The following is a 21,708-nucleotide window of genomic DNA, read 5'->3' on the forward strand; positions in this document are numbered from 1 at the left end:
GCTGAACGCGCCGGTAGTGTCACCTGTGAACGGTCTACCGCGGGAGAGGAACAGGCTTGGCTACGCGTCCCGGAGACTGGGGTGCTCTCGGCCTCGACGGCGACCCGACACCGGGCGACGCCGCCGCCATCACGGCCATCGCCGACGCGATGCGCGACCTCGCCACCAACGCGGGCACCATCAACAACGGCCTCAAGGCGCTCCAGCAGACCGCCGGTGACGGCCGGCGCTTCGTCGGCAAGACCGCCGACCAGCTGCGCGACATGGTCGACGACCACCTGCACAACTTCGTCGGCCATGTCGAGGAGTCCTTCCACCAGGCCGAGGCGGCACTGCGTACGTACGCCACCGCCGTCACCGACGCGCAGAGCGACGCCGACCAGGCGCTGTCCGCCATCCAGGGCCTGGCCGACGACGACCCGCAGCGGCAGACCCACATCGACCGGGCCGACGAGGCGAGGACCGCGCTCAGCAACGCGGCGAGCACCCTGGACAAGGCGCTGACCGCTGCCGGGTCGCTGATGGTCCAGCCGGTCAGCGACTGCGACATGTTCTGGGAAGCCTTCGAATGGCTGACCATCGTCCTGTCGGTCATCGCCATCTTCACCGGCGGCGTCCTCGCGGTCCTCGCCTGGGGCATGAACGCGGTCCTGCTGATCAAGACCATCGTCGACTTCAGCCAGGGCAAGGCGAGCGGCCTGGAGCTCGGCCTCGCCTTCCTCGGCGTGCTCTTCCCCACCACAAAGGCTCTGCCGGTCGGCTCCATCGTCAAGGGTCTGGGCGGCGTCCTCAAGGGCGGCTTCGAGGGCGTCGCCGGTGCCGGGAAGAACATCTTCGCGGAGATCGGCCACTTCTCCTCGCTGCACGGCATGCCCAAGATCGTGGTCGCGCCCGCGGTCATCGCCGCTCACGCGGCGCCTGCCCTCAACATCGTCAACGGCGTGAAGGGGCTCGGCAACCTCGCCAAGGGCGGCTGGGAGTCCCTGGCGGGCACCTTCGCCAAGGACTGGGCGACGGTCACCGGTCACCTCGACGGCGGCTGGGCCAAGATCGGCGCGTACGCGAAGGTCAACTTCGGGCGGGGCGGGCGGATCGTCACCGCCACCGTCCTGCCTCTGGACTTCACCGAACTCGGTGTCCTGGGCTTCGGCGGCGCCGCGCGGCTCGCCTTCGGCGAGCGGGTCCTGGGCATCAAGCAGCCCGAACTGCACGCGCTGCTGGCCAATGCGGGGCGTACGGACGCGGCGCTGCGCGGCGGCATCCCCACCGGCGCGTTCGGCGGGCCCGGCGCGCTCGTGCCGTTCCGGCCCGTCGGCGGGACCGGCGCGCCCTTCGTGCCGGGCGGCTTCGTGAACCTGTCGAGCCTGCATCTCGGCGCGGCCGGTCTCCCGGGAGGTTTCCCGGGCGCTTTGACGGGCGCGCACTTCACGCCTGGAGGGCTGGGGGCGTTCACGCCCGGTGGGCTGGGGGCGTTCACGCCGAACGGACTGGGGGCGTTCACGCCCGGTGGGCTGGGGGCGCTCACCCCGAACGGGCTCGGAGCGCTCACCCCGAACGGGCTCGGGGCGTTCATGCCGAACGGGCTCGGCGGTATCGCCCCCAACGGCATCACGGTGCCGCACGGCGTCACTGCGCCGCAGGGCGTCACCGCACCGCACGGCATGACGGTCCCCCAGGGCATCACCGTGCCCAACGGCTCCCTCACCCACGCGGGCGTGCAGCAGATCGACCAGCCGGGGCTGGTGACCGCCCCCGACGTACCCGGCATGACCACACACGCCAACGGCCTGACCGTCCCGGACGTCCACGGTTCCGGTGCCACTCAGCTCATCCAGCAGACGGACTTCGCAGCCGGGCACATCCGTATGGACAACAATCTGCTGCTGTCCGCGGACACCGCCATCGACCTGCTCAAGGACACCCACGCGTCGTCGCCGCTCGCCCACGCGGACGCCCCCGCCGTCCGCGTCCCGGAGGCCTCGTTCGACGCCGGATCCGTCCACGGCATCGGCGACGGCCACGCGATGGCCCGCGGTGCCGCCGGGCACGGCGAGGCCCTGGAGGACATGACCTTCCCCGAACTGCAGGCGCTGGCCTCGGGCGACGTCGCGGTGACCGCTTTCCACGGGGACGGCGTCAGCATCCGCATCGGCGACGCGGCGACGCGCACGTTCACGGCGCAGGACCTGGCGCACACGGTGCCGGGCGGCCCGGCGCGCACGGACCTGACGGGCATTCAGGACGCGGCGCTCACGCACGGCTCGGCGGGAACCCGTAACCTGCCCGGAGCCGACGGCGTACCGGGTGCGCACGGCGGCCCGGCGGCAACGATCCGGCCGACGGGCGCCGGTGCGCACGACCCGTTGCGGGCGAAGAGCCCGGACGCGGCGGCGGGCACCAACGCAGGCGCCTCGTCCGGCAACGGTTCCCTGACCGAGACCGCTCCGCAACCGGTTCCCGACCAGCATGACCTGGCGATGAGCCTGCTGGATGCCGGCGACCGCAAACCCGCCCCGGCCACCGGCCACAGCGCCACCGGCCACAGCGCCACCTCGGACAGCGGCCCCGCCGGCGTGTCGGCCCGTCCGGACCTGGACGGCGCGGGCGCGTCCGGCATCGCGGACCACAGCGCCCTCGACCTGATCGCCCACCCGGGCGACGAGGTGTCCAAGGTGGACGTGTCCAAGGCGGCGGACGCCGCTGCCGTACCGGCCGCGGTCAAGGCCGCCGAACACGCCCCCACGCCCACGCCGGCGCCCGCGCCCAAGGCCGGGCCCGCTCCCACCCCGGCGTCCGGCCTGAAGGACTCCGGCCCGGTCACCGCGCCCCCGCGCAACCGCTTCGGCGGCTTCTCCGGTGCCGCCGCCATGAACCAGCGCCTGCGCGCCCGGAACGACCTGATCCTCGGCGGTTCGACCGGTCCCGAGGCAGGGGCGAAGCTCAACGCGTGGGCCGGGTACGAGAACGCGCTGTCGCAGCTCGGTAAGGCGGAGCGCAAGGTGGCCGAGCTGGCGCCGCCGCCGGGCGCCGCCCAGGGCGAGCCCTCACCCGCCCTGGCCGAGGCGCTGGACGACCTGGGCGTCAAGCGCGCCGAGGCCGCCGAGGCGGAGGCCAGGCTCGACGAACTGGGCATCGACGCGGCGCGTACCCGCAAGCAGATCAACGCCCTCACCGGCGGCCTCTTCGGCGAACACGGCTTCGCCGGCGGCCCGCGGCCGCACCCGCAGCCGGAGACGCAGGCGGTCCCGCCCGCGTCGGTCCCGTCCGCATCGGTCCCATCCGCGTCGGTCCCGTCCGCCGACAAGGGCAAGGCGGCGGATCACGTGGCGCCCGAGCCCGCCCCGTCCGTGGACAAGGGCAAGGGCAAGGCGGACTCCGTGGCGCCGCAGCCCGCACCGGGCAGCCCCTTCCCGCACCGCCCGGCACCGGAGGACCCGCTCGGTTCCGGCCCCGGCACCGGGCGCGGCGCCCGCGACCAGGCCCGGCACGACATCGTCACCGGCGGCACCAGCGGCGCGGAGGCCGAGCTGCGGCTGGACGCCTGGGAGCAGTACCAGCGGGCGTCGTACGACCTGGCCGGCGCCCAGGGCAAGGTGGACCGGCTGGTGCCCAAGGCGGACCAGCCCGGCCCGTCCAAGCCGTCCCCCGCGGCCTTCGACGCGCTCGACGACCTGGGCACCAAGCGTGCCGAGTTCGCCGAGGCGGAGACCCGGCTCGGCGAGCTGGGCATGGATCCGCAGGCCATCCGCCAGCAGCTCGACGACGCCAACAACGCCATCGCCGTCGAGCGCGCGCAGAACGGGGAGTACGTCGGGCCGCTCGGCGGCGCGCCGACGCCGCACTCCGACGAGCCGCTGCCGCTCGGGGCGCACGACTGGTCCCCCGACCCGCAGGCGCCGCACGCCCTGTGGCCCGAGCCGGGCACCCATGGCGCGGGCCGCACCATGGTCAACCAGTCCTTCCGCGACCTGCCGTACGTGGGCCACCAGCCGCTCACGGCGGACGACTACCTCAGCTGGATGCGGGCGAGCACGGGGGAGGGCAGGCCGCTGTCCTTCGTGGTCAACACCATCGCTCCGTACCACCAGATCGCCGGCGGGCTCCAGGACTTCCTGAACTCCATCACCCGCGGCCTGGACGGCTACGACGGCCGCCTCGGCGTGGTGATCGGTGTCAACGGCAAGGCGGAGGACCTCCCGGCCATCCACCGTGCGATGGACCAGGCTTTGGAGTCGGTGGCCTTCGACCACCCGCTGGCGCTGGTGGCCACCACGTTCTACGGCGAGAAGTTCCCCTACGGCACCATCCGCAACCACACCATGACCAGCCCGGCGGCCCGGTCGATGGCGCACTCGATGATGCACGGCGGCCCGTCCGGCCCCAGCCACCCGTACTGGGCCTTCATGGACTTCGACGTGTACGAGCACACCGTTCCCAGCGGCCGGCACGTCTTCGACCACTTCGACCGGGAGTTCACCCTCGGCGAGGGCGGCGCCGTGGACGACTGGGCCAAGAACCTGCCCGACGACACGGGAGCCGCGGCGAAGGCGTCCGACGACTCCGTGGCGCTGCCGGGCGACACGGACCCGAAGCCGCTGCGCCCGCTGGGCATGGTCGGCGGCTACCGGGTGCCGGCGAAGACCGGCGAGACGGTGGAACTCGACGGCGTCCAGGTGGACAGCTCGGTCGAGCGGCTGATCAAGGAGACCAAGAACCGCGACGCCACGCCCGCCGGCATGACCTTCACCCAGCAGGACGTGGACAAGTTCGCGTCCGTCGTCGACGCCGACATGCGCATCCGCGCCATGTTGGCCGGCATCCACGGGCTGCTGCCGTACGGGCCCGAGCCCAACCTCTTCGTGGACGCCGCCGTCACCATGGTGGACAAGGTACGGCTGGCCGACGGCAGCGCCTGGCAGCCGATCCGGTTCGGTGGCGGCAGCGGTGAGTACAAGGGACTGCGGGAGAAGCTGAACCACTTCCACGCCTGGGAACTGGACCAGACCCTGCCGGACACCCCGGGCAACGCGGTCGCGCGCGACATCGCCGCCGCCAACTCCACGCTGCCCGACCGCGGCACCGCGTTCGTGGCCGACTTCGTCGGCGGCGCGGTCCCCACCGACCTCTCCCGGCTCATGGCCGGCTACTACAAGCTCGGCAAGGCCGGTGGCGTCGGCAACATGCCACAGGAGCACCTGACCCTGAAGAACGTGGTGGAGCACGCCTTCGGCCGGGACTCCTTCGACGTCGACCCGAACACGGTCCCGGCCAAGGACGGCCTGAAGCTCGCGAAGCTGCGCGAGGACCTGCTGAAGGGGAAGTCCCCCCACCTGGGCTTCCGGGACGATCCCCTCAAGCCCCTCGGCATCGACGGGCGGCCGCCCGAGTTCAACGAGCACCCCCGGGCCACCCTCGACCGGCTGGGCGCCGGGCTGGGCGGTGACGGCAACACCCTCGGCCTCAACATCTCCCTCCGTGTGCCGGGCCGGCCGGACGGGCTGGTGGTGGGCATCGTGCCGGCGGAGAAGCGCTTCATCAGCCACGCGCTGGCCTTCGCCGCCGAGGAGGCGACGTTCACCCGGCTGCAGAACTACGTGATCGCCGAGGTGCTGCCCACGGGCGGCCTGCCGTACGACTCGCTCCTGCGCAGCCTCCCGGAGCCGCCCGCGGGCGCCAACGGCCCGAGGGGAGCACGGCCCGCGCCCGGCGCGATCCCGGACGCCCAGTCACTGCTGACGCAGCTGCAGCGGCAGATGGGGAAGAACGGCGTCGCGGACCTGATCAACGACGCCTACACACGGGGCATCGACGGCCGCGCGCTGACCGTCGGGCTGGTCACCGGGCGCCTGGGCCCGGACGTGTCGGAGGTCGGCCCGATCCAGCAGATCATGCTGGAACGCTACGCCAAGGCGTTCAACCGCCCCCTGGAGATCCGGGGGACGGAGGGCTCCACCCACACGGTCGACGTCGTCGGCGCCCGCAAGCCGGGCCCGCCGCTGTACCTGACCTGGGTCCCGGACCACGGCGGCCCGCAACCCGGACACTGGGACGTGAGCGACCAGGCGCCCGCCCCGCAGGTCGACAAGGGCAAGGGAGTCGACAAGGGACCGTCCATCGACAAGGGCAAGGGAAGGGCGACCGATACCGACGTCCCCGGGACCGACGTCCCCCGAACCGGCGGCTCCGGAACCAACGTTCCCGGTACCGGCGGCTCCGTCACGCCGGCGCCTCCGCCCAAGCCGCTCGGCTTCGAGCCCGGAACCGGCATCGGCGAGCGTGCCGCGGCCCGGCACGACATCGTCACCGGCGGTACGAGCGGGCCGGAGGCCGAGCTGCGGCTCGACGCCTGGGCGCAGTACGAGCGCGCGGCGAACAACCTCGCGCGTGCTCAGGACGACGTGCACCGCCTGGTACCCGATCCGCACGGCCCCGGCCCGGCCAAGCCCTCCGCAGCCTCCCTCGACGCGCTCGGCGAACTCGGCGCCCGCAGGGCCGACATGGACCGGGCCGAGGCACGCCTCGACGAACTGGGCATGGACCCGCAGGCCCTCCGGCAGCAGATCGACGACGCCAACTCCGCCATCGCCGCCGACCGCGCGCAGCGCGGCGAGTACGTGGGGCCGCTCGGCGGCGCGCCGTCCTCGCACCCCGGGCCGCGCGACGTGGAGATGACCGACGCACAGCCCGGCCCCTCGGGCCAGGGCGGCGGCAACCACCAAATGCCCGGTCTGCGGTGGGACGGCGCCCTCACCCGCGGCACCACGCCGGGCGACATCCGCGCCAACACCGCGTTCCAGAACCTGCACGGGCTCGACCAGCGGCCGCTGTCCGGCGCCGACTACCTGGCCAACGTGCGCGACAGTGTCCGCGAGCAGCGCCCGCTCTCCTTCGTCGTCAACACCGTCGTCAAGTACGACGACCTCGGCAACGGGCAGCTCGACGCCTTCCTGCGGGCGGTCACCACCGGCCTGCCGGACAGCTTCCGGGGACGCTTCGGTGTGATCATCGGCCTCAACGGCCCGGCGAGCGAGATGGCACGGATCAACACCGCGGTGCGGCACGCCCTGGACGGCGTACAGGAGGACTTCCCGATCGCCGTCGTCGGTGTCGGCTGGCGCGGCGCCGACTTCCCGTACGGCATCGTCCGCAACACCGTCATGACCAGCCCGGCCAGCCGGTCGATGGTGCACGCGATGATGGCCGGCGGCGCCGACGGCACCGGGCGTACCCATCCGTACTTCGCCTTCATGGACTTCGACGACTTCCCGCACACCGTGCCCAGCGGCCGGCACATCTTCGACTACTTCGAGAAGAAGTTCGACATACGCGGCGTCGAGCGGGCGGGGGAGCCGTCGTCGGCCGAGCCGCTGCGCCCGCTCGCGATGTTCGGTGGCTACCGGGTACCCGAGCCGCCGGGCGACGGTTCGCCCGACCCGCTCCTGGTCAAGATCGACGACCACCTGGCCAAGGGCGAGGCCAAGGGCAAGGTCAAGCCCTCGGACACCACGCGGCAGCCCGGCGAGCTGCGTGTGACGCAGGAGAACCGGATCACCGTGGTCCTGCGGGTCCGCGCGGACACGCACGCCCGCGTCGGCATCGCCCGCCGCCACCCACTGCTGCCGTACGCGCCCGAACCCAACCTCTTCGTCGACGCCACCGCGACGCTGGTGGACGCCATGCCCGGCGTCCAAGGCTGGCTGCCGCTGCGCTTCGGCCTCGGCGGCGCCGAGTACCACCAGCTGAGCCGGGCGCTCAACAACTTCAACGCCTGGGAGCTGGACACCACCCTGCCCCGCCTCACCGAGGACGACTTCCCGAGGCTGCCGGGCGAGAGCCAGGACGACTGGGAGAAGCGGGTGGCGGACGGCATCACCGACCGCGAGGCGCAGCGGCAGATCGCCGCCGGTAACCACACGCTGCCCGTCCGCGGTACGGCCTTCGTCGCCGAGTTCGAGAAGGCGGCCATCTCCACCGACCTTTCCCGGGTCGCGGCCGACCTCTTCAGCAAGAGCGGGAAGCTGCTCCAGGACCACGCCGGGCTGGCACAGGTCGAGCGGCTGGTCGTGGACAAGGACACCAAGCGCGGACTGGAGCTGAAGCCCGTCCGTGACGAGCGCTTCCACCTGTCCCCGGAAGCGGCGGATCACGACAACCCGCTGCGGCCGGTCTACAACCCGACGAAGCCGTTCGAAGGCCCGGCCCAGGAGCCTCCCCGCGTCATCGCCGCGCGGCTGAGCGACCAACTGGGTACGGACGCCCACGCGCTGGGGCTCAACGTCTCCGCCGGGCTGCCCGGCGACCCGTCGATCCGGGCCGGTATCCGCCAGGAGGACCTGCGGTTCATCACCCACGGCTATGCCCACAACGAGGAGCCGTCGTACTTCCTGGACATGCTCGACCACGCCATCGTGCATGCTTCGCACCAGCCGGCACCCACCTCGGTGCTGCACGCCTTCGAGAACGCGCCCGGCCACCTGCGCCTGCCCTCGGCGGAGCAGCTCCTGCGAGACGTGCGGGCCCAACTCGGCCGCGGTGGCACGGTCTCCAAGAACGCGATCAAAAACCTGCTCAACGAGGTGCTCCGGAGCAACCTCGACACAGGCCTCACCACCCAGGAACTGTCCATCGCGTTGGCCGGCGGGCGCCTGCGCCGCAACAACTTCCTGCCCGACGGCCTGGAAGGCGCTGCCGACCGGGCCGTCAGGGCCACGGCCGAGGACTTCGCCCTGCAGCGCTACGCCAACGCCCTCGGCCGCGAACTGCACATCACCTTCGCGGACGGCAGCATGACCACCTTCGCCCCCGAAAAGGCGGGGAAGAAGCGGCTGCCGCCGCCGGTGGAGATCGTCTGGACGACCAGTACGGACACCGTGCGCTACCCGGACGGCGGCCACTGGACCGTGGCCGACAACGAACCCGGCCCGGTCGCGGGCGGCAAGCGCGGCCGCGGCGGTGCCGATGGGGCGGGCGGCGACACCCATCCCAAGCGCCCGCGCAAGGGCAAGGGCCGGGCCGACGGCCCCGCCGACCCGGACACCCCCATGGGAGGCATCCAATGACCACCGGACAGGCGGCACCGGACGCCACCGTGCACCACGTGACCCCCGGCCGCCCCGGCGCGCTGGCCGCTGCCCTGGAGGCCGCTGCTCCGGGCGACGAAGTGCGGATGGCACCCGGGACGTACGAGGAGACGCTGCGCGTCGTACGGGACGTGACGCTGCGGGCCGCGGACGGCGGCGCGGTCACCCTCGCCGCGCCCGGCGGCACCACCCCGGCCCTCGAAGTCCTGACCGGTGCCCGGCTGACGCTGGACGGGGTGGCCGTACGGGGCGGTGCGGCGGACCGGCCGGCCGTCCTGCTGTCCGGCGGCAGCGCGCACTGGCACGGCGGCGGCATCGGCCACGGGCGCCTCGAAGTGCTGCGTGACGCCGCGCTCACCATGACCGGCGCCCGCCTGACGGGCGCGGCACTGGCCGGGGCGCTGATCCGTACCACCGGTGCGGTGCGGCTGACGGACTGTGTCCTGGAAGGCGCCCAGGGCACCGGCGTCGTGGTGGGCGGCGACTCCCGGCTGGAGATGACCGGCAGCCGGATCAGGGGGGCCACCGGCTCGGGCGTGCGGGTCCGCGACGGCGCACGCGTCGTGCTGCGCGACTGTCTGGTCGACGGCGCGGGCCGCAGCGGGCTGCTGTTCGAGGACCGGTCGGCGGCCCTGCTCGTGGACTGCCGGGTACGGGACTGCGGCGGCGAAGCGGTGCGCGTGCTGGACTCCTCGCCCGTACCGCAGGACGACGACCCGTACGAGGCGGCGGACGCCGCGGCCCCGGCGGAGGCCCGGGGCGGACTGCTGCTGTACGGCTGCGAGTTGAGCGGTGCGGGCGCCGACGCGCTGCATGTCGCCGGGGCCGGCGACGTCGTACTGGCCGGCTGCGTCCTGCGCGACGGCGGCGGCTCCGGCGCCACGGCGGGGGAGCGGGCGCGAGTACGGCTGGCCGACACCCGGATCGCACGGACCGCGTCGGTCGCCCTGACGGCCCACGGTACGGCCCGGCTGGAGGCGCGCGGCACGACCGTACGCGGCTCGGCGGCCAACGGCCTGCTGGCCACCGGCTCCGCCGCCGTCCGGCTCATCGACGGCGAGGTGACCGACTGCCGGTTCAGCGCCGTGCACGCCGGTGGTGACGCCGAGGTGACGCTGACCCGGCTGCGGGCCGGCCGCAGCCCCGAACACGGGCTGCACGCGGTCGCCGACGCCCGGCTCACGCTGACCGAGGTGCACCTCACCGACTGCGGTATGTCCGGCCTCGACCTGTCCGGCGCGGCGAGCGCCGAGGCCGCCGACCTGTCCGTCGTCCGCTGCCGCAACGGTGTCGTCGCGGGATCCGGCGGCCCGGTCCGCCTGACCGGCTGCACGGTCACCGACGCCGAACGCGCCGGGTTCAGCTTCGGCCCCGCCGGCGACGCGGAACTGGCCGGTGGCCGGGTGCTGCGTGCCGGTACGGCCGGGCTGGTGGTCCAGGACGGCGCCACCGTACGGGCCCGGGACGTGGAGATCACCGAGGCGGCCGGGTCCGGGGTGGTGGTCGCGGCCGGCGCCGCCCCGCACGTGAGCCGGGTACGGATCGTACGCGCCGGCAAGAACGGCGTGATCGTGGACGCCAAGGGCGCCGGCGTCTTCGAGGACTGCGAGATCACCGCACCCGGCTACCCGGCCGTGCACCTGGGCGACGCGGCCACCCCCGTACTGACCCGCATCCGTGTGCAGGACGCCGACGCCGACCTGAGCACCGGGGCCGGCGCCGAACCGGAGGTGCGGGACTGCGTCTCGTGGCAGGTCAAGGACGCGCAGTGGCCCGCGCCGATGGCGCCCGTGACGGCCACCGCCACGGGGGCGGCGTCCGGCGTCACCCCGGCCGGGGGTGCCACGGCCACGGCCCCGGCCACCGAGGAGGACCTCGACGAACTGCTCGGCGAACTGCAGCAGTTGATCGGCCTGGACCGGGTCAAGCAGGATGTCGCCTCGCTCGTGAAGCTGATGCGCATGGTGCAGCGCCGTGAGGCCGCCGGGCTCGCGGCGCCGCCGCTCAGCCGCCACCTGGTCTTCGCGGGCAATCCCGGCACCGGCAAGACCACGGTGGCCCGGCTCTACGGCCGTATCCTGGCCGCCGTAGGCCTGCTGGAGCGCGGCCACCTCGTGGAGGCCGACCGCTCCGCGCTGGTCGGCGAGTACGTCGGCCACACCGGGCCGAAGACCCAGCGGGTCTTCATGGAGGCGATGGGCGGCGTGCTGTTCATCGACGAGGCGTACTCCCTGGCACCCGCACACGGCTCGGGCGGCAACGACTTCGCGCAGGAGGCCGTCGCCACCCTCGTGAAGCTGATGGAGGACCACCGCGACGCCGTCGTGGTCATCGTCGCCGGCTACCCGGCGGAGATGGAGCACTTCATCGACTCCAACCCCGGTCTCGCCTCCCGCTTCAACCGCACGCTGCTGTTCGAGGACTACGGCACCGAGGACCTGGTGCGCATCGTGGAACAGCACGCGGCGGCCCACCAGTACGAACTGACCGACGCGGCGCGCGCCACGCTCACCGGCTACTTCGACCACGTACCCCGCGACGGCCGGTTCGGCAACGGACGCTCGGCCCGGCAGACGTTCCAGGCGATGACCGAACGGCAGGCGTACCGCGTCGCGGAGAACGACTCCCCGTCCGAGGCGGACCTGCGGACGCTGTCCGAACTGGACGTACCGGAACTGGACATCCCGGAGCCGAGCCTGTCAGGGCCCGGCGTACCGCAAGCGCTCCCGTCCGGCCCCGGCGGGCCCGCCCGCCCGTCCTGACCCGCCGCCCCCGACCACTCCCAGGAGGAAACCCCCGTTGTCACAGCCGAACAAGAACGCCGGTCCGGACCGCCCGTCCGGGACCGGTTTCGCGGAGACCTTCGCCAAGGGGGCGCGCACACCGCTGCGCGGCCTGGCGCCCGGCCGGCGGGTGTGGAAGACAGTAGTGGGCCTGCCCGTGCTGGCCGGTGTCGGCGTCGGCGTGGTGGCGCTGGCCACCTTCGGCGCCTCCCAGGTGCGCTTCGGCGACGGCCAGGAGAAGCCCGTCGCGGCCAAGCAGCCGCAGCCGACGAAGACGAGCTCTCCGGCACCGGCCGCCAAGCCCAGCAAGTCGCCGAGCCCGGCGTCACCGAAGCCCAGCGAAGCGGGGGCGCCCTCCCGGGCTCCCGAGGCACCGAAGGCGCCGGAGAAGAAGACCCCCGCCCCTGAGGCCAAGAAGAAGCCCGCCGGTCCGCCCCGCGTGACCTACACGGGCCTCGCGGGACCCGGCTGCCCGACCCCGCCCGGCGGCGGCTATCAGCAGCAGGGCGCCTACAACGACGGCGGCAACGGCTGGTACGGGCTCACCGGCGGCAGCACCCAGGAGGGCGGCTGCAGCGGCCAGTTCACGTCCGTACCGATGTCCGGTGACCCGGCCAAGGACGCCAAGAGCCGCGTGATGTGGTGGTTCGCGCCAGGCCCGGAGTCCCGGACCTGCCAGGTCTCGGTCTACGTGCCCGAGGGCCCCAACGACCGCGACGTGAACGGTCACCCGACCACCTATCACGTGCTGACCGACGCCTTCGACAGAAACACCAAGTACGGCCAGTTCACCATCGACCAGGCCGGGCACCGCGGCAGCTGGCAGCCGGGCGGCACCTTCCAGGTCCGCCAGGGCAAGATCGCCGTGAAGCTGCTGGACCGCGGCATCGATTACGGGCCGGGCCGCGAGGCCGCCCACCACGCGGCGGCGCCCGTCAAGGTCACCTGCCACGCCTGAGCGCCTGCTGCGGGCCCGCTGCGTGCCGCAGACCGTTCCGTACGGCACAGCGCGCAGCGGGCCCGCGACCGGCCGCACACCGGGAAGCGGAGCGCGAAGGCATCCGGCCCGGTCAGGACAGTCGGCAAGGGGCACACCGAACGGGCGGAGGCGGCCCCGGGGGCGTTCCGCAGTCCGGGCACCCCGGTGGTTCCATGGGCATGGCGCGCGTATGCGAAGCCCTTTCGGCCACCGGCATGAGTACCCGTACTCCATGGTCCGGGCGCGGTCGGCCCCGGCCCCTTCCGTACGAGCCGCCTCCGGGGTTCCGTCAGCGGGACGCGGGGACAGTGGGGGCGGCGGCGTTGTCGTCGGTGCGCATCCAGACCGTGCGCTGGGGGAAGGGGATCTCGATGCCCGCGGCATCGAGGGCTTCCTTGACGCGACGGCGCATCTCGCGGGTGACGCCCCACTGCTTGAGGGGGGCGGTCTTGACGGCGACACGTACGACGACACCGTCGGCGTCCAGGGACTGCACACCCCAGATCGACGGCTCCTCCAGGAGGACGTCCTGGAACTCCGGGTCCTGGCGCATGGCGTGACCGGTCTCTTCCAGGACGCGGTAGACCGTGTCCAGGTGGGAGTCGTAGGCCACGGAGACGTCGAGGACGGCGCGGGCCCATTCCTGGCTGTCGTTCCGCACCCGCTGGATCTCGCCGTTGCGGATGTGCCACAGACCGCCGTTGAGGTCGCGGACCTGAGTGAGGCGGAGGCCGACGTGCTCGACCTCGCCGACGGCCTCGCCGAGGTCGACGGAGTCACCGACGCCGTACTGGTCCTCGATCATGATGAGCATTCCGGACAGGTAGTCCGCGACCAGGCTCTGCGCGCCGAAGCCGATCGCCAGGCCCACCACACCCGCGCTCGCCAGGATCGGGCCGAGAGCGATGCCGATCTGATCGAGGATCATGGCCAGGCCCATGACGGACACGACGATGGTGACGATGCTGCTGAGCACCGTGCCGATGGTGCGTGCTCGCTGCTGGCGCCGTTCGTTGGCGCGGGAGGGGTCGCGGTGCAGGACGGCGGGGCCGCGGCCGGTGCGGCGCGGCCCGCCGTCACCTTCACCGGACTGCAGGATGCGCTGTACGGCGCGGTCGATCGCCCGCTTGGCCACCGCCCGTACGATGACCGCCCCCACGATGATCAGGAGGATGCGCAGCGGTACGCCTATCAAGGTGTCGACGTTGTTCCGGACCCAGTCCGGGACAGCGATCACCTGGTCGGCGACGTCGCTGCTCAGTACGTGAGACGCGGATGCGTCCAGGGGTGACACGGGAGTTGCTCCAGACGATCGGTGTACGTGCTACTCGGCGCGTAGAACGTAGTGGGGCCCCTGAGCAAGGTCAAAAGGAGCCTGATGAGTGCTCGGGCGACGTGCCGGGTGAGCCCGGTCAGCCCGTGCCCCCCGACCAGGCCGGCAGCGCGGAGAACGCCCGTCAGCACAGGTCACACGGCATGTCCTCGTCCTCGAGGCCCGGCAGACGGTCACCGGTTCGTCACCGGTCGGTGGAATCGTCTCCAAATCTTGAGCACAAATTCCACACATCCCTCTCTTCACACGGGCCCCGATGGTCTAGATTGACCGTGCTTCACATGCTGTGACACGAAGCGACAAATGATGATCTACGGGTCGGGCGCTACGGACAGCCGGCAACTGTGTCTGCCGCGCCGGGCGCCAGGGGGCTTTGGGGGAGGAGAGCACCCGAGGTTTCGACGGGTTTCCGGGTACCTCGGGTGTCCGGCGGGGCATGCGGGTCCCTGCCGTCCGGATGGGTTGCTGGAATTGCTCAAACAGCGCTGAGACAGCCGAACTGTCATGCGCGGCGCGGGGGGCGGGGGCCTCCTGGTTATTCGGCCACGTACCACTGGGGACCGGGGGGTTTCTGTGCGGCAGGGGGGATTAGTCGGCCCTTTTCCGTCGGCGCGCGGGCGTCTGGCGGACGGGGTGATCAGCCGGCCGGCGAACGACTGGGAGCAGCGGTACCGCCGTACCGTGATCACCAGCGACACCGTGGCCACCGGCTTGGTGGTGGCCACGATCGGCAACTTCTTCGGGGCCCGGGACGCGGCCGACTGGCATGAGAAGTGGGGAATTCTCGCCTTCTGCACCCAGCTGCTGGTGCTGGGCGCGCTTGCGGTGAGCCGGTCGTGGGCGCCGGCCGTGCTCGGCCAGGGCGCCGAGGAATTCCGCCGGCTCGGACGCTCACTGTTCACGGCGACCGTCGTCCTCGCGCTCGGCGGGATCGCCCTCACCTCGCGCAACATCAAGCTCTGGATCTTCGTCGCGATTCCCGCGATCGCGCTCGTCACCATGACCACGCGGTATGTGCTCCGCCTCTGGCTGCACAAGCAGCGGAAGCAAGGGGCGTGTCTGCGACCGGTGCTCGCTGCCGGAAGCCCGGACACCGTGCGCGACCTGATCACCCGGACCCGCAAGTTCCCGCACCTCGGCTGGCGGGTGGAGGCGGTGTGCACGACGGACGGTCGCGGGCCCGACGGCGACCAACTGGTGGACGGAGTGCCGGTCGTCGGCGAACTGGCGGACGTCGCGGGCCACGTCCGTCGCGACGGCTACCGGGTCGTCGCGGTCACACCGGACCCGCACTGGTCACCGGACCGGCTGCAGCGGCTGGCCTGGAACCTCGAAGGCAGCGATGCCGAGATGGTCGTGGCCCCCGTGCTGATGGAGGTGGCAGGGCCGCGGCTGCACGTCGACGCGGTGCTCGGGATCCCGCTGCTGCGGGTCAGCATGCCGGCCTTCACCGGGGGACGCCGGGCGATCAAAGAGGTCGTCGACCGGCTGGGCGCGGCGGTCCTGCTGGTGCTGTTCGCGCCGCTGATGGTGCTCGTCGCGCTGCTCGTGATGGCGGACAGCCGGGGCGGGGCGGTCTACCGCCAGCGCAGGGTCGGCAAGGACGGCCGCGAGTTCACCATCCTCAAGTTCCGCACCATGGTGGTGGGGGCCCACGGAGCACGCGCCGCGCTGGCCGACCGCAACGAGGGCGCGGGGCTGCTGTTCAAGCTGCGCCGGGATCCGCGGGTGACCCGGGTGGGAGCGGTGCTGCGCCGGTACTCGCTCGACGAGCTCCCGCAGCTCTTCAACGTGCTCACGGGATCGATGTCGCTCGTCGGCCCGCGGCCTCCGTTGCCGGAGGAGTCCGCCGCGTACGGCCCGGACATCCGGCGGCGGCTGCTGGTCAAGCCCGGACTCACCGGCCTGTGGCAGATCAGCGGGCGCAGCGACCTGCCGTGGGACGAGGCGGTCCGCCTCGACCTGCGGTACGTGGAGGACTGGTCGCTCGCCCTGGACGCAGTGATCTTGTGGAAGACGCTGCGTGCGGTGTTCTACGGCCAGGGGGCCTACTGATGCGCGGGAGCCGTCGTCCGGCCGACGCGTGGACCGCAGGCCGCAAGGGCCTGCCTGGGGGGAGAGACGGGGCATGAGGATCAGCGTTTTCGGGCTCGGTTACGTGGGCTGCGTATCAGCCGCGTGCCTGGCCCACATGGGCCACGAGGTCATCGGGGTGGACGTGAACCAGGTCAAGGTCGACCTGGTCAACGACGGCAAGGCCCCGGTGGTCGAGGAGCGGATCGGCGAGATCGTCGCCGAGGTCGTACGGACCGGAGCGTTACGCGCCACCCGCGACGTCCGCGAGGCGATCATGGGCAGTGAGGTCTCCCTGGTCTGCGTGGGCACCCCGTCGGAGCCCAACGGGAGCCTGTGCACCACGTATCTGGAGCGGGTCACCGAGCAGATCGGCGCCGCGCTCGCCGAGCGGGGCGGGCGGCAGACCGTCGTGTTCCGCAGCACCATGCTCCCGGGCACCTGCCTGAATCTGCTCGTACCGATCCTGGAGAAGTACGTCGGCGGCACGGCCGGGGTGGACTTCGGGGTCGCGGTCAACCCGGAGTTCCTGCGCGAGGGCACGAGCGTGCGGGACTTCTTCGACCCGCCCAAGACCGTCATCGGCGAGCTCGACCCGGCAAGCGGCGACGCGGTGGCGGCGCTGTACGACGGCCTGCCCGGCGAGGTGTTCCGGGTGCCGGTCGCGACGGCCGAGGCGATCAAGTACGCGGACAACGCGTTCCACGGCCTCAAGATCGGCTTCGCGAACGAGCTGGGCGCGGTGTGCCAGGCGCTCGGGGTCGACTCGCACCAGGTGATGGACGTGTTCCTGGCCGACCGCAAGCTGAACATCAGCCCCGCCTACCTGCGGCCCGGCTTCGCCTTCGGCGGCTCCTGCCTGCCCAAGGACCTGCGCAGCCTGGTCCACGCGGCGCGGCGGGCCGACGTCTCGGTGCCCATCCTCTCCCACGTACTGCCCTCCAACGCCGACCATCTGCAGCGCGCGGTGGACCTGGTCGAGCGCACCGGCAAGCGCCGGGTGGGCCTGTTCGGGCTGTCCTTCAAACCCGGCACCGACGACCTCCGCGAGAGCCCGCTCGTCGAGCTGGCGGAACGGCTCTTCGGCAAGGGGTACGACCTGAAGATCCATGACGCCAACGTGAGCCTGTCCCGGCTGCTCGGCGCGAACCGCGAGTACATCGAGAACCGGCTGCCGCACCTCGCGCAGCTGCTCGCGGACTCCGTCGAGGAGGTGCTCGAACACGCCGAGGTGTGCCTGGTCGGGACCAAGGATCCGGCCGTGCTGTCGGCGCTGCCCCATGGTGGTGGCCCGGTGATCGTCGACCTCGTCCGCCTTCCCGACGCCGAGACGCGCCGGACCGAACCGGGGTACGTGGGCCTTGCTTGGTGACGCAGTGGACAACGCGACCGGCGGCGACGGATACGGCCGGCGCGCGCTGATCCTGGTGGAGAACCTGTCGGTGCCGTTCGACCGGCGGGTGTGGCAGGAGTGCACGACGCTCCGCGACGCGGGCTGGGAGGTGCACGTCATCTGCCCCCGGGGGGAGAAGCGGGACACGGAGCCGGAGGCGGTGATCGACGGGGTGCGCATCCACCGCTACCCGTTGCGCGCGGCCACCGGAGGACCGGCCGGCTACCTGCGGGAGTACGGAACGGCGCTGTGGCACACGGTCCGGCTGGCCCGCAAGGTCGGCCCGGTCGACGTGGTACACGCCTGCAATCCGCCCGACCTGCTGTTCCTGCCGGCGCTGTGGCTGAAGCGGCACGGCGCGCGGTTCGTCTTCGACCAGCACGACCTGGTACCCGAGCTGTACCTCTCCCGGTTCGACCGCGGAAAGGACCAGCTCTACCGCGCCGTGTGCGCGCTGGAACGGCGGACCTACCGGGCCGCGGACGTCGTGCTCGCCACGAACGAGAGCTACCGGGACGTCGCGCTGCGCCGTGGCGGCAAACGGCCGGAGGACGTGTTCGTGGTGCGCAGCGCGCCCGCGATCGAGCGGTTCCAACCGGTGCCGTCCGAGCCGGAGCTGAAGCGCGGCAAGCCTCATCTGCTGTGCTACCTCGGCGTGATGGGGCCGCAGGACGGCGTCGACTACGCCTTGCGGGCCCTCGCGAAGCTGCGCGACGGACTCGGACGCACCGACTGGCACGCGGTGTTCGTCGGCGCCGGTGACGCCTTCGACGCGATGGTGGAGCTGTCCCGTCGGCTCGGGCTCTCCGAGCAGGTGCAGTTCACCGGACGCATCCCGGACGCCGACCTGGTGCGCTACCTGTCCACCGCGGACGTGTGCCTCTCGCCCGACCCGCGTAACCCGCTCAACGACGTGTCGACCATGAACAAGGTCCTGGAGTACATGGCGATGGGCCGGCCGATCGTCTCGTTCGACCTCCGGGAGGCGCGCGTCTCCGCCGGTGACGCCGCCGTCTACGCGCCCGCCAACGACGAGGCCGAGTTCGCCGGGCTCATCGCCTCGCTGCTCGACGATCCGGAGAAGCGGGCCCGGATGGGCAAGACCGGCCAGGAGCGGATCAGCGGGCCGCTCTCCTGGCGGAACTCGCAGGCATCGCTGCTCGCCGCCTACGCCGCTGCGTGCCGCGACCACACTTCGGTGCCGGCGGACGACCCGGTTCGGACGGGGCGGAGGCCGCGGCGTTGAACGATGGCACGATCCGCCTGGTCACGATCGGGCGGCTGCTCCGCCGGCGCTGGCGGCTGCTCGCCGTCCTCACCGTGGTGGGCGCGCTCGCCGGCTACGGCACCTCGGTACTGTTCCCGCCGCGTTACACGGCGTCGGCATCGGTGCTGCTGCCGGGGCAGTGGGAAGAGCGCGAGCTGCTGACCCAGGTGGACATCGCGACCAGCTCGTCGGTGGTCGACCTCGCGGCCGCCGAGCTCGGCTGGCGGGGCGTCGGCGGCGGCGAGCTGCGGGACCGAGTGACCGCGGAGGCCGCCGACGGGAACATCATCAAGATCTCGGGTACGGCCGACACCCCGGCACGCGCGCAGCGGCTCTCCGACCAGGTGGCCCAGCAATTCGTCGGATTCGCCGCGCGGATCGCAGGCGGCAGCACCGACCCCGACGCGGCTACGGGGACCGAGGCGCTGCGGCAGAAGGTGATGGAGACCAACCGCCGCATCACCGACCTCGCCGGTGCGGCCGACCCCGGGCAGTCCGTGGAGAGCGTGCAGGCCCGCACCTCGCTGGAGAAGCTGCGCACCTCCCTGGAGGAGGCCATGACGAAGCTGGACGAGGCCGATCCGGCGTCCGGCAAGGCCGGCATGGTCGTCATGGGTCCGGCGGTCCGGCCGACCGATGAGGCGCCGCCGACGAGGATGCAGATCGTCGTCGCCGGGGCGCTGCTGTTCTTCCTGCTCGGGGTCGTCGGCCACCTCGTCGCCGCACGGATGAACCGCCGCCTGCGCACCGAAGCGGAGATCGCCGCGGCGCTGGGCTCGGCGCTCCTCGGCACCGTCGACGTACCTGTCGGCGTACCTGGTGGCGTACCTGTCGGCGTACCTGGTGGCGTACCTGTCGACGTACCTGGTGAACGGCGCGTGAACCGGCCGGACCGTGGCCCGCTGGCCCGGATCCGCCGGCTCCTCGGCGCCGACACCCGGTGGGACGTACCGATCCCGCAGAGCTCCGGCGACGAGGCCGGCAGGCGGATCCGCTACCGGCGGGTGTGCGCTCGCCTCCGGGACCAGCTGCCCGCCCCCGGGCGGCTGCTCGTCGTCGTACCGGACGGCGACGAGATCGCTCTCCGGGCCGCCGGGCAGCTCGCCGCCGAGGCCGGGGGGGATGCTGTGCTCCGGGTGGTGGAGGTGCCGGTGGACCGGCCGATCGTCCCGGACCGCGACACCGAGTCCGCTGCCCTGATCCTCCTCAGCGCGGACAGCTGGACCGCGGAGGAGCTCACCGGTATCGCCGAGGCGTGTGCGGACGCGGGGCATGCGGTCGTCGGCATCGTCGTCGCCGCCCCGGTCCGGGCCCGTCCACCGCGGCCTGTCGGTGGCCCCCCGGACGACGCCGCCCCGGACGGCGCCACTCCGGCGTTCGCGGTGCGCGGCCACGCGACGGGAGGTTCGGTGTGACGACGAGTACGGCTCCGGAGCCGTCGGCCGCCGCTCCGCTGATCGACCTGCAGGCGCTGGTGGTGGCGGTGCGCAGACGCCGCCGCCTCTGGTCCTCCTTGGCGCTGCTGGGGCTGCTGGCCGGCGCGGCGGTGGCGGTCCTGCTGCCGCCACCGCCGACCGCGGTGACCAAGGTGCTGGTCGCGCACAAGGAGGACCAGCCGAACGACACCGGAACGCTGATCCGCACCGACGTCGAGCTGCTGGGGACCACGCGGATCGCCGACAAGGCCCTGCGGTCCCTCAAGTCCCCCGAGAAGCCGGAAGACTTCATGAAGGACTACCGGGGTACCGGCTTGACCAACAACCTGCTGCAGATCGATGTGACAGGTGACAGCGACGCGGAAGCGGTGGCCCGGGCCGGGGCGCTGGCCGATGCGTTCATCGCGGACCATGTGCGGCGGATGCGGGCGGCCGCGAAAGCCGAGGCCAAGTCCCTGCTCGACCAGCGTGACCGGATGCGGGACGAACTCGCCCAGGTCAACAAGACGATCGGAGAGGGACCGCCGGAGAGCGACCCGAAGGGGTCGGCGAGCATGGAGTCGCTCTTCGCCCGCCGGGCCGAGCTCACCTCACGGATCGCCGATTTCGACCTGCGCGCCGAGGAGGCGCGCGTCGGCACGCCCCAGGTCATCGCCGGTACGCAGATCGTGGACGCCCCGCGCGTGGTGCGGCACTCCCTGCCCAGGGCCGCTGCCACCGACGCCGCGGTCGGGCTCGTCCTCGGGCTCGTCGTCGGACTCGCGCTGGCCGCGGTCGGCGCGGTGGTGGCGGACCGCCCCGTGCTGCGCCGGGACATCGCGGCGAACCTGGGCGCCTCGGTCATCGCGGAGCTGCGCCGACCGGCCAGGCTGTGGCCGGGCCGACGGACACAGGCGGCACGCGAACGCCTCACCACGACCCTGGCCCGCACCGTGCGCGGCTCCGCGGAACCGGTGTCGCTGCTGGAACTGGGCTGTGCGCGCACCACGAGGGAGATCGCCACGGACCTCACCAGGGCATCAAGCGCTGAGGGGCCGGTGGTCGGCGTCGGCTCGGTCGCGCCCGGCACGGCGTGGACCGACCTCCCGCACCTCGGCAGCCGGGCCGTGCTCGTCGTGCGGGCCGGGCACGGCAGCGCCGCATGGCTGCACACCGTGGCGCGGCAACTCGCGGACCAGCGCATTCCGGTGATCGGCGTGGTGCTGATCGACCCCGATCCGCGGGACCGGACCGACGGCACGCTGTGGGACGGGCTGCACATCGCGCTGCGGGGCCGGAGCGAGCTGCCGGCCCGGCAGAACGGGACGGTCCGGCGGCCGAAGCACGCCGCACGAGTCCCGGACAACGACCAGGAGGCGCGGTAG

Annotated in this window: 9 protein-coding genes; 8 read left to right on the top strand and 1 reads right to left on the bottom strand. The window is 72.6% G+C overall.

Annotated features, from left to right (window positions below; translation table 11 throughout):
• Positions 1–56: 56 nt before the first annotated feature.
• The 3 genes from AAC944_RS32510 to AAC944_RS32520 are packed head-to-tail and all read left to right on the top strand — an operon-like array spanning position 57 to position 12,821.
• A complete protein-coding gene (locus tag AAC944_RS32510; RefSeq protein ID WP_030609279.1) occupies positions 57–9,059 on the top strand; it encodes a putative T7SS-secreted protein in 9,003 nt (3,000 codons plus the stop codon).
• Positions 9,056–11,842, top strand: coding sequence for a right-handed parallel beta-helix repeat-containing protein (locus AAC944_RS32515; RefSeq protein ID WP_030609276.1), 2,787 nt, complete (start codon positions 9,056–9,058; stop codon positions 11,840–11,842). Before AAC944_RS32510 ends, AAC944_RS32515 begins: the two co-directional genes overlap by 4 nt.
• Before the next feature lie 37 nt (positions 11,843–11,879).
• Complete coding sequence (locus AAC944_RS32520; RefSeq protein ID WP_051871453.1) at positions 11,880–12,821, top strand: hypothetical protein; 942 nt, start codon at positions 11,880–11,882, stop codon at positions 12,819–12,821.
• A 310-nt stretch (positions 12,822–13,131) separates the two neighbouring features.
• Here AAC944_RS32520 and AAC944_RS32525 read toward each other — a convergent pair whose 3' ends face one another.
• Positions 13,132–14,136 carry a mechanosensitive ion channel family protein gene (locus tag AAC944_RS32525; protein ID WP_030609270.1) on the bottom strand — a complete coding sequence of 335 codons (1,005 nt, stop codon included), beginning with the start codon at positions 14,134–14,136 and terminating at the stop codon, positions 13,132–13,134.
• A gap of 612 nt (positions 14,137–14,748) precedes the next feature.
• Between AAC944_RS32525 and AAC944_RS32530 the strand changes: the two genes are divergently transcribed.
• From AAC944_RS32530 to AAC944_RS32550, 5 genes are all read left to right on the top strand, one after another.
• Entirely contained in the window at positions 14,749–16,230 is a 1,482-nt protein-coding gene (locus AAC944_RS32530) for a sugar transferase (protein WP_030609266.1), read from the top strand.
• Positions 16,231–16,303: 73 nt separating this feature from the next.
• A complete protein-coding gene (locus tag AAC944_RS32535; RefSeq protein WP_030609263.1) occupies positions 16,304–17,620 on the top strand; it encodes a nucleotide sugar dehydrogenase in 1,317 nt (438 codons plus the stop codon).
• A 4-nt stretch (positions 17,621–17,624) separates the two neighbouring features.
• Positions 17,625–18,887 carry a glycosyltransferase family 4 protein gene (locus tag AAC944_RS32540; protein WP_438272768.1) on the top strand — a complete coding sequence of 421 codons (1,263 nt, stop codon included), beginning with the start codon at positions 17,625–17,627 and terminating at the stop codon, positions 18,885–18,887.
• A complete protein-coding gene (locus tag AAC944_RS32545) occupies positions 18,884–20,323 on the top strand; it encodes a Wzz/FepE/Etk N-terminal domain-containing protein (protein ID WP_030609257.1) in 1,440 nt (479 codons plus the stop codon). The genes AAC944_RS32540 and AAC944_RS32545 overlap by 4 nt, the downstream gene beginning before the upstream one ends.
• Positions 20,320–21,708 carry a Wzz/FepE/Etk N-terminal domain-containing protein gene (locus tag AAC944_RS32550; RefSeq protein ID WP_030609255.1) on the top strand — a complete coding sequence of 463 codons (1,389 nt, stop codon included), beginning with the start codon at positions 20,320–20,322 and terminating at the stop codon, positions 21,706–21,708. Before AAC944_RS32545 ends, AAC944_RS32550 begins: the two co-directional genes overlap by 4 nt.

The sequence above is a fragment of the Streptomyces sclerotialus genome, from assembly GCF_040907265.1.
GTDB lineage: Bacteria > Actinomycetota > Actinomycetes > Streptomycetales > Streptomycetaceae > Streptomyces > Streptomyces sclerotialus.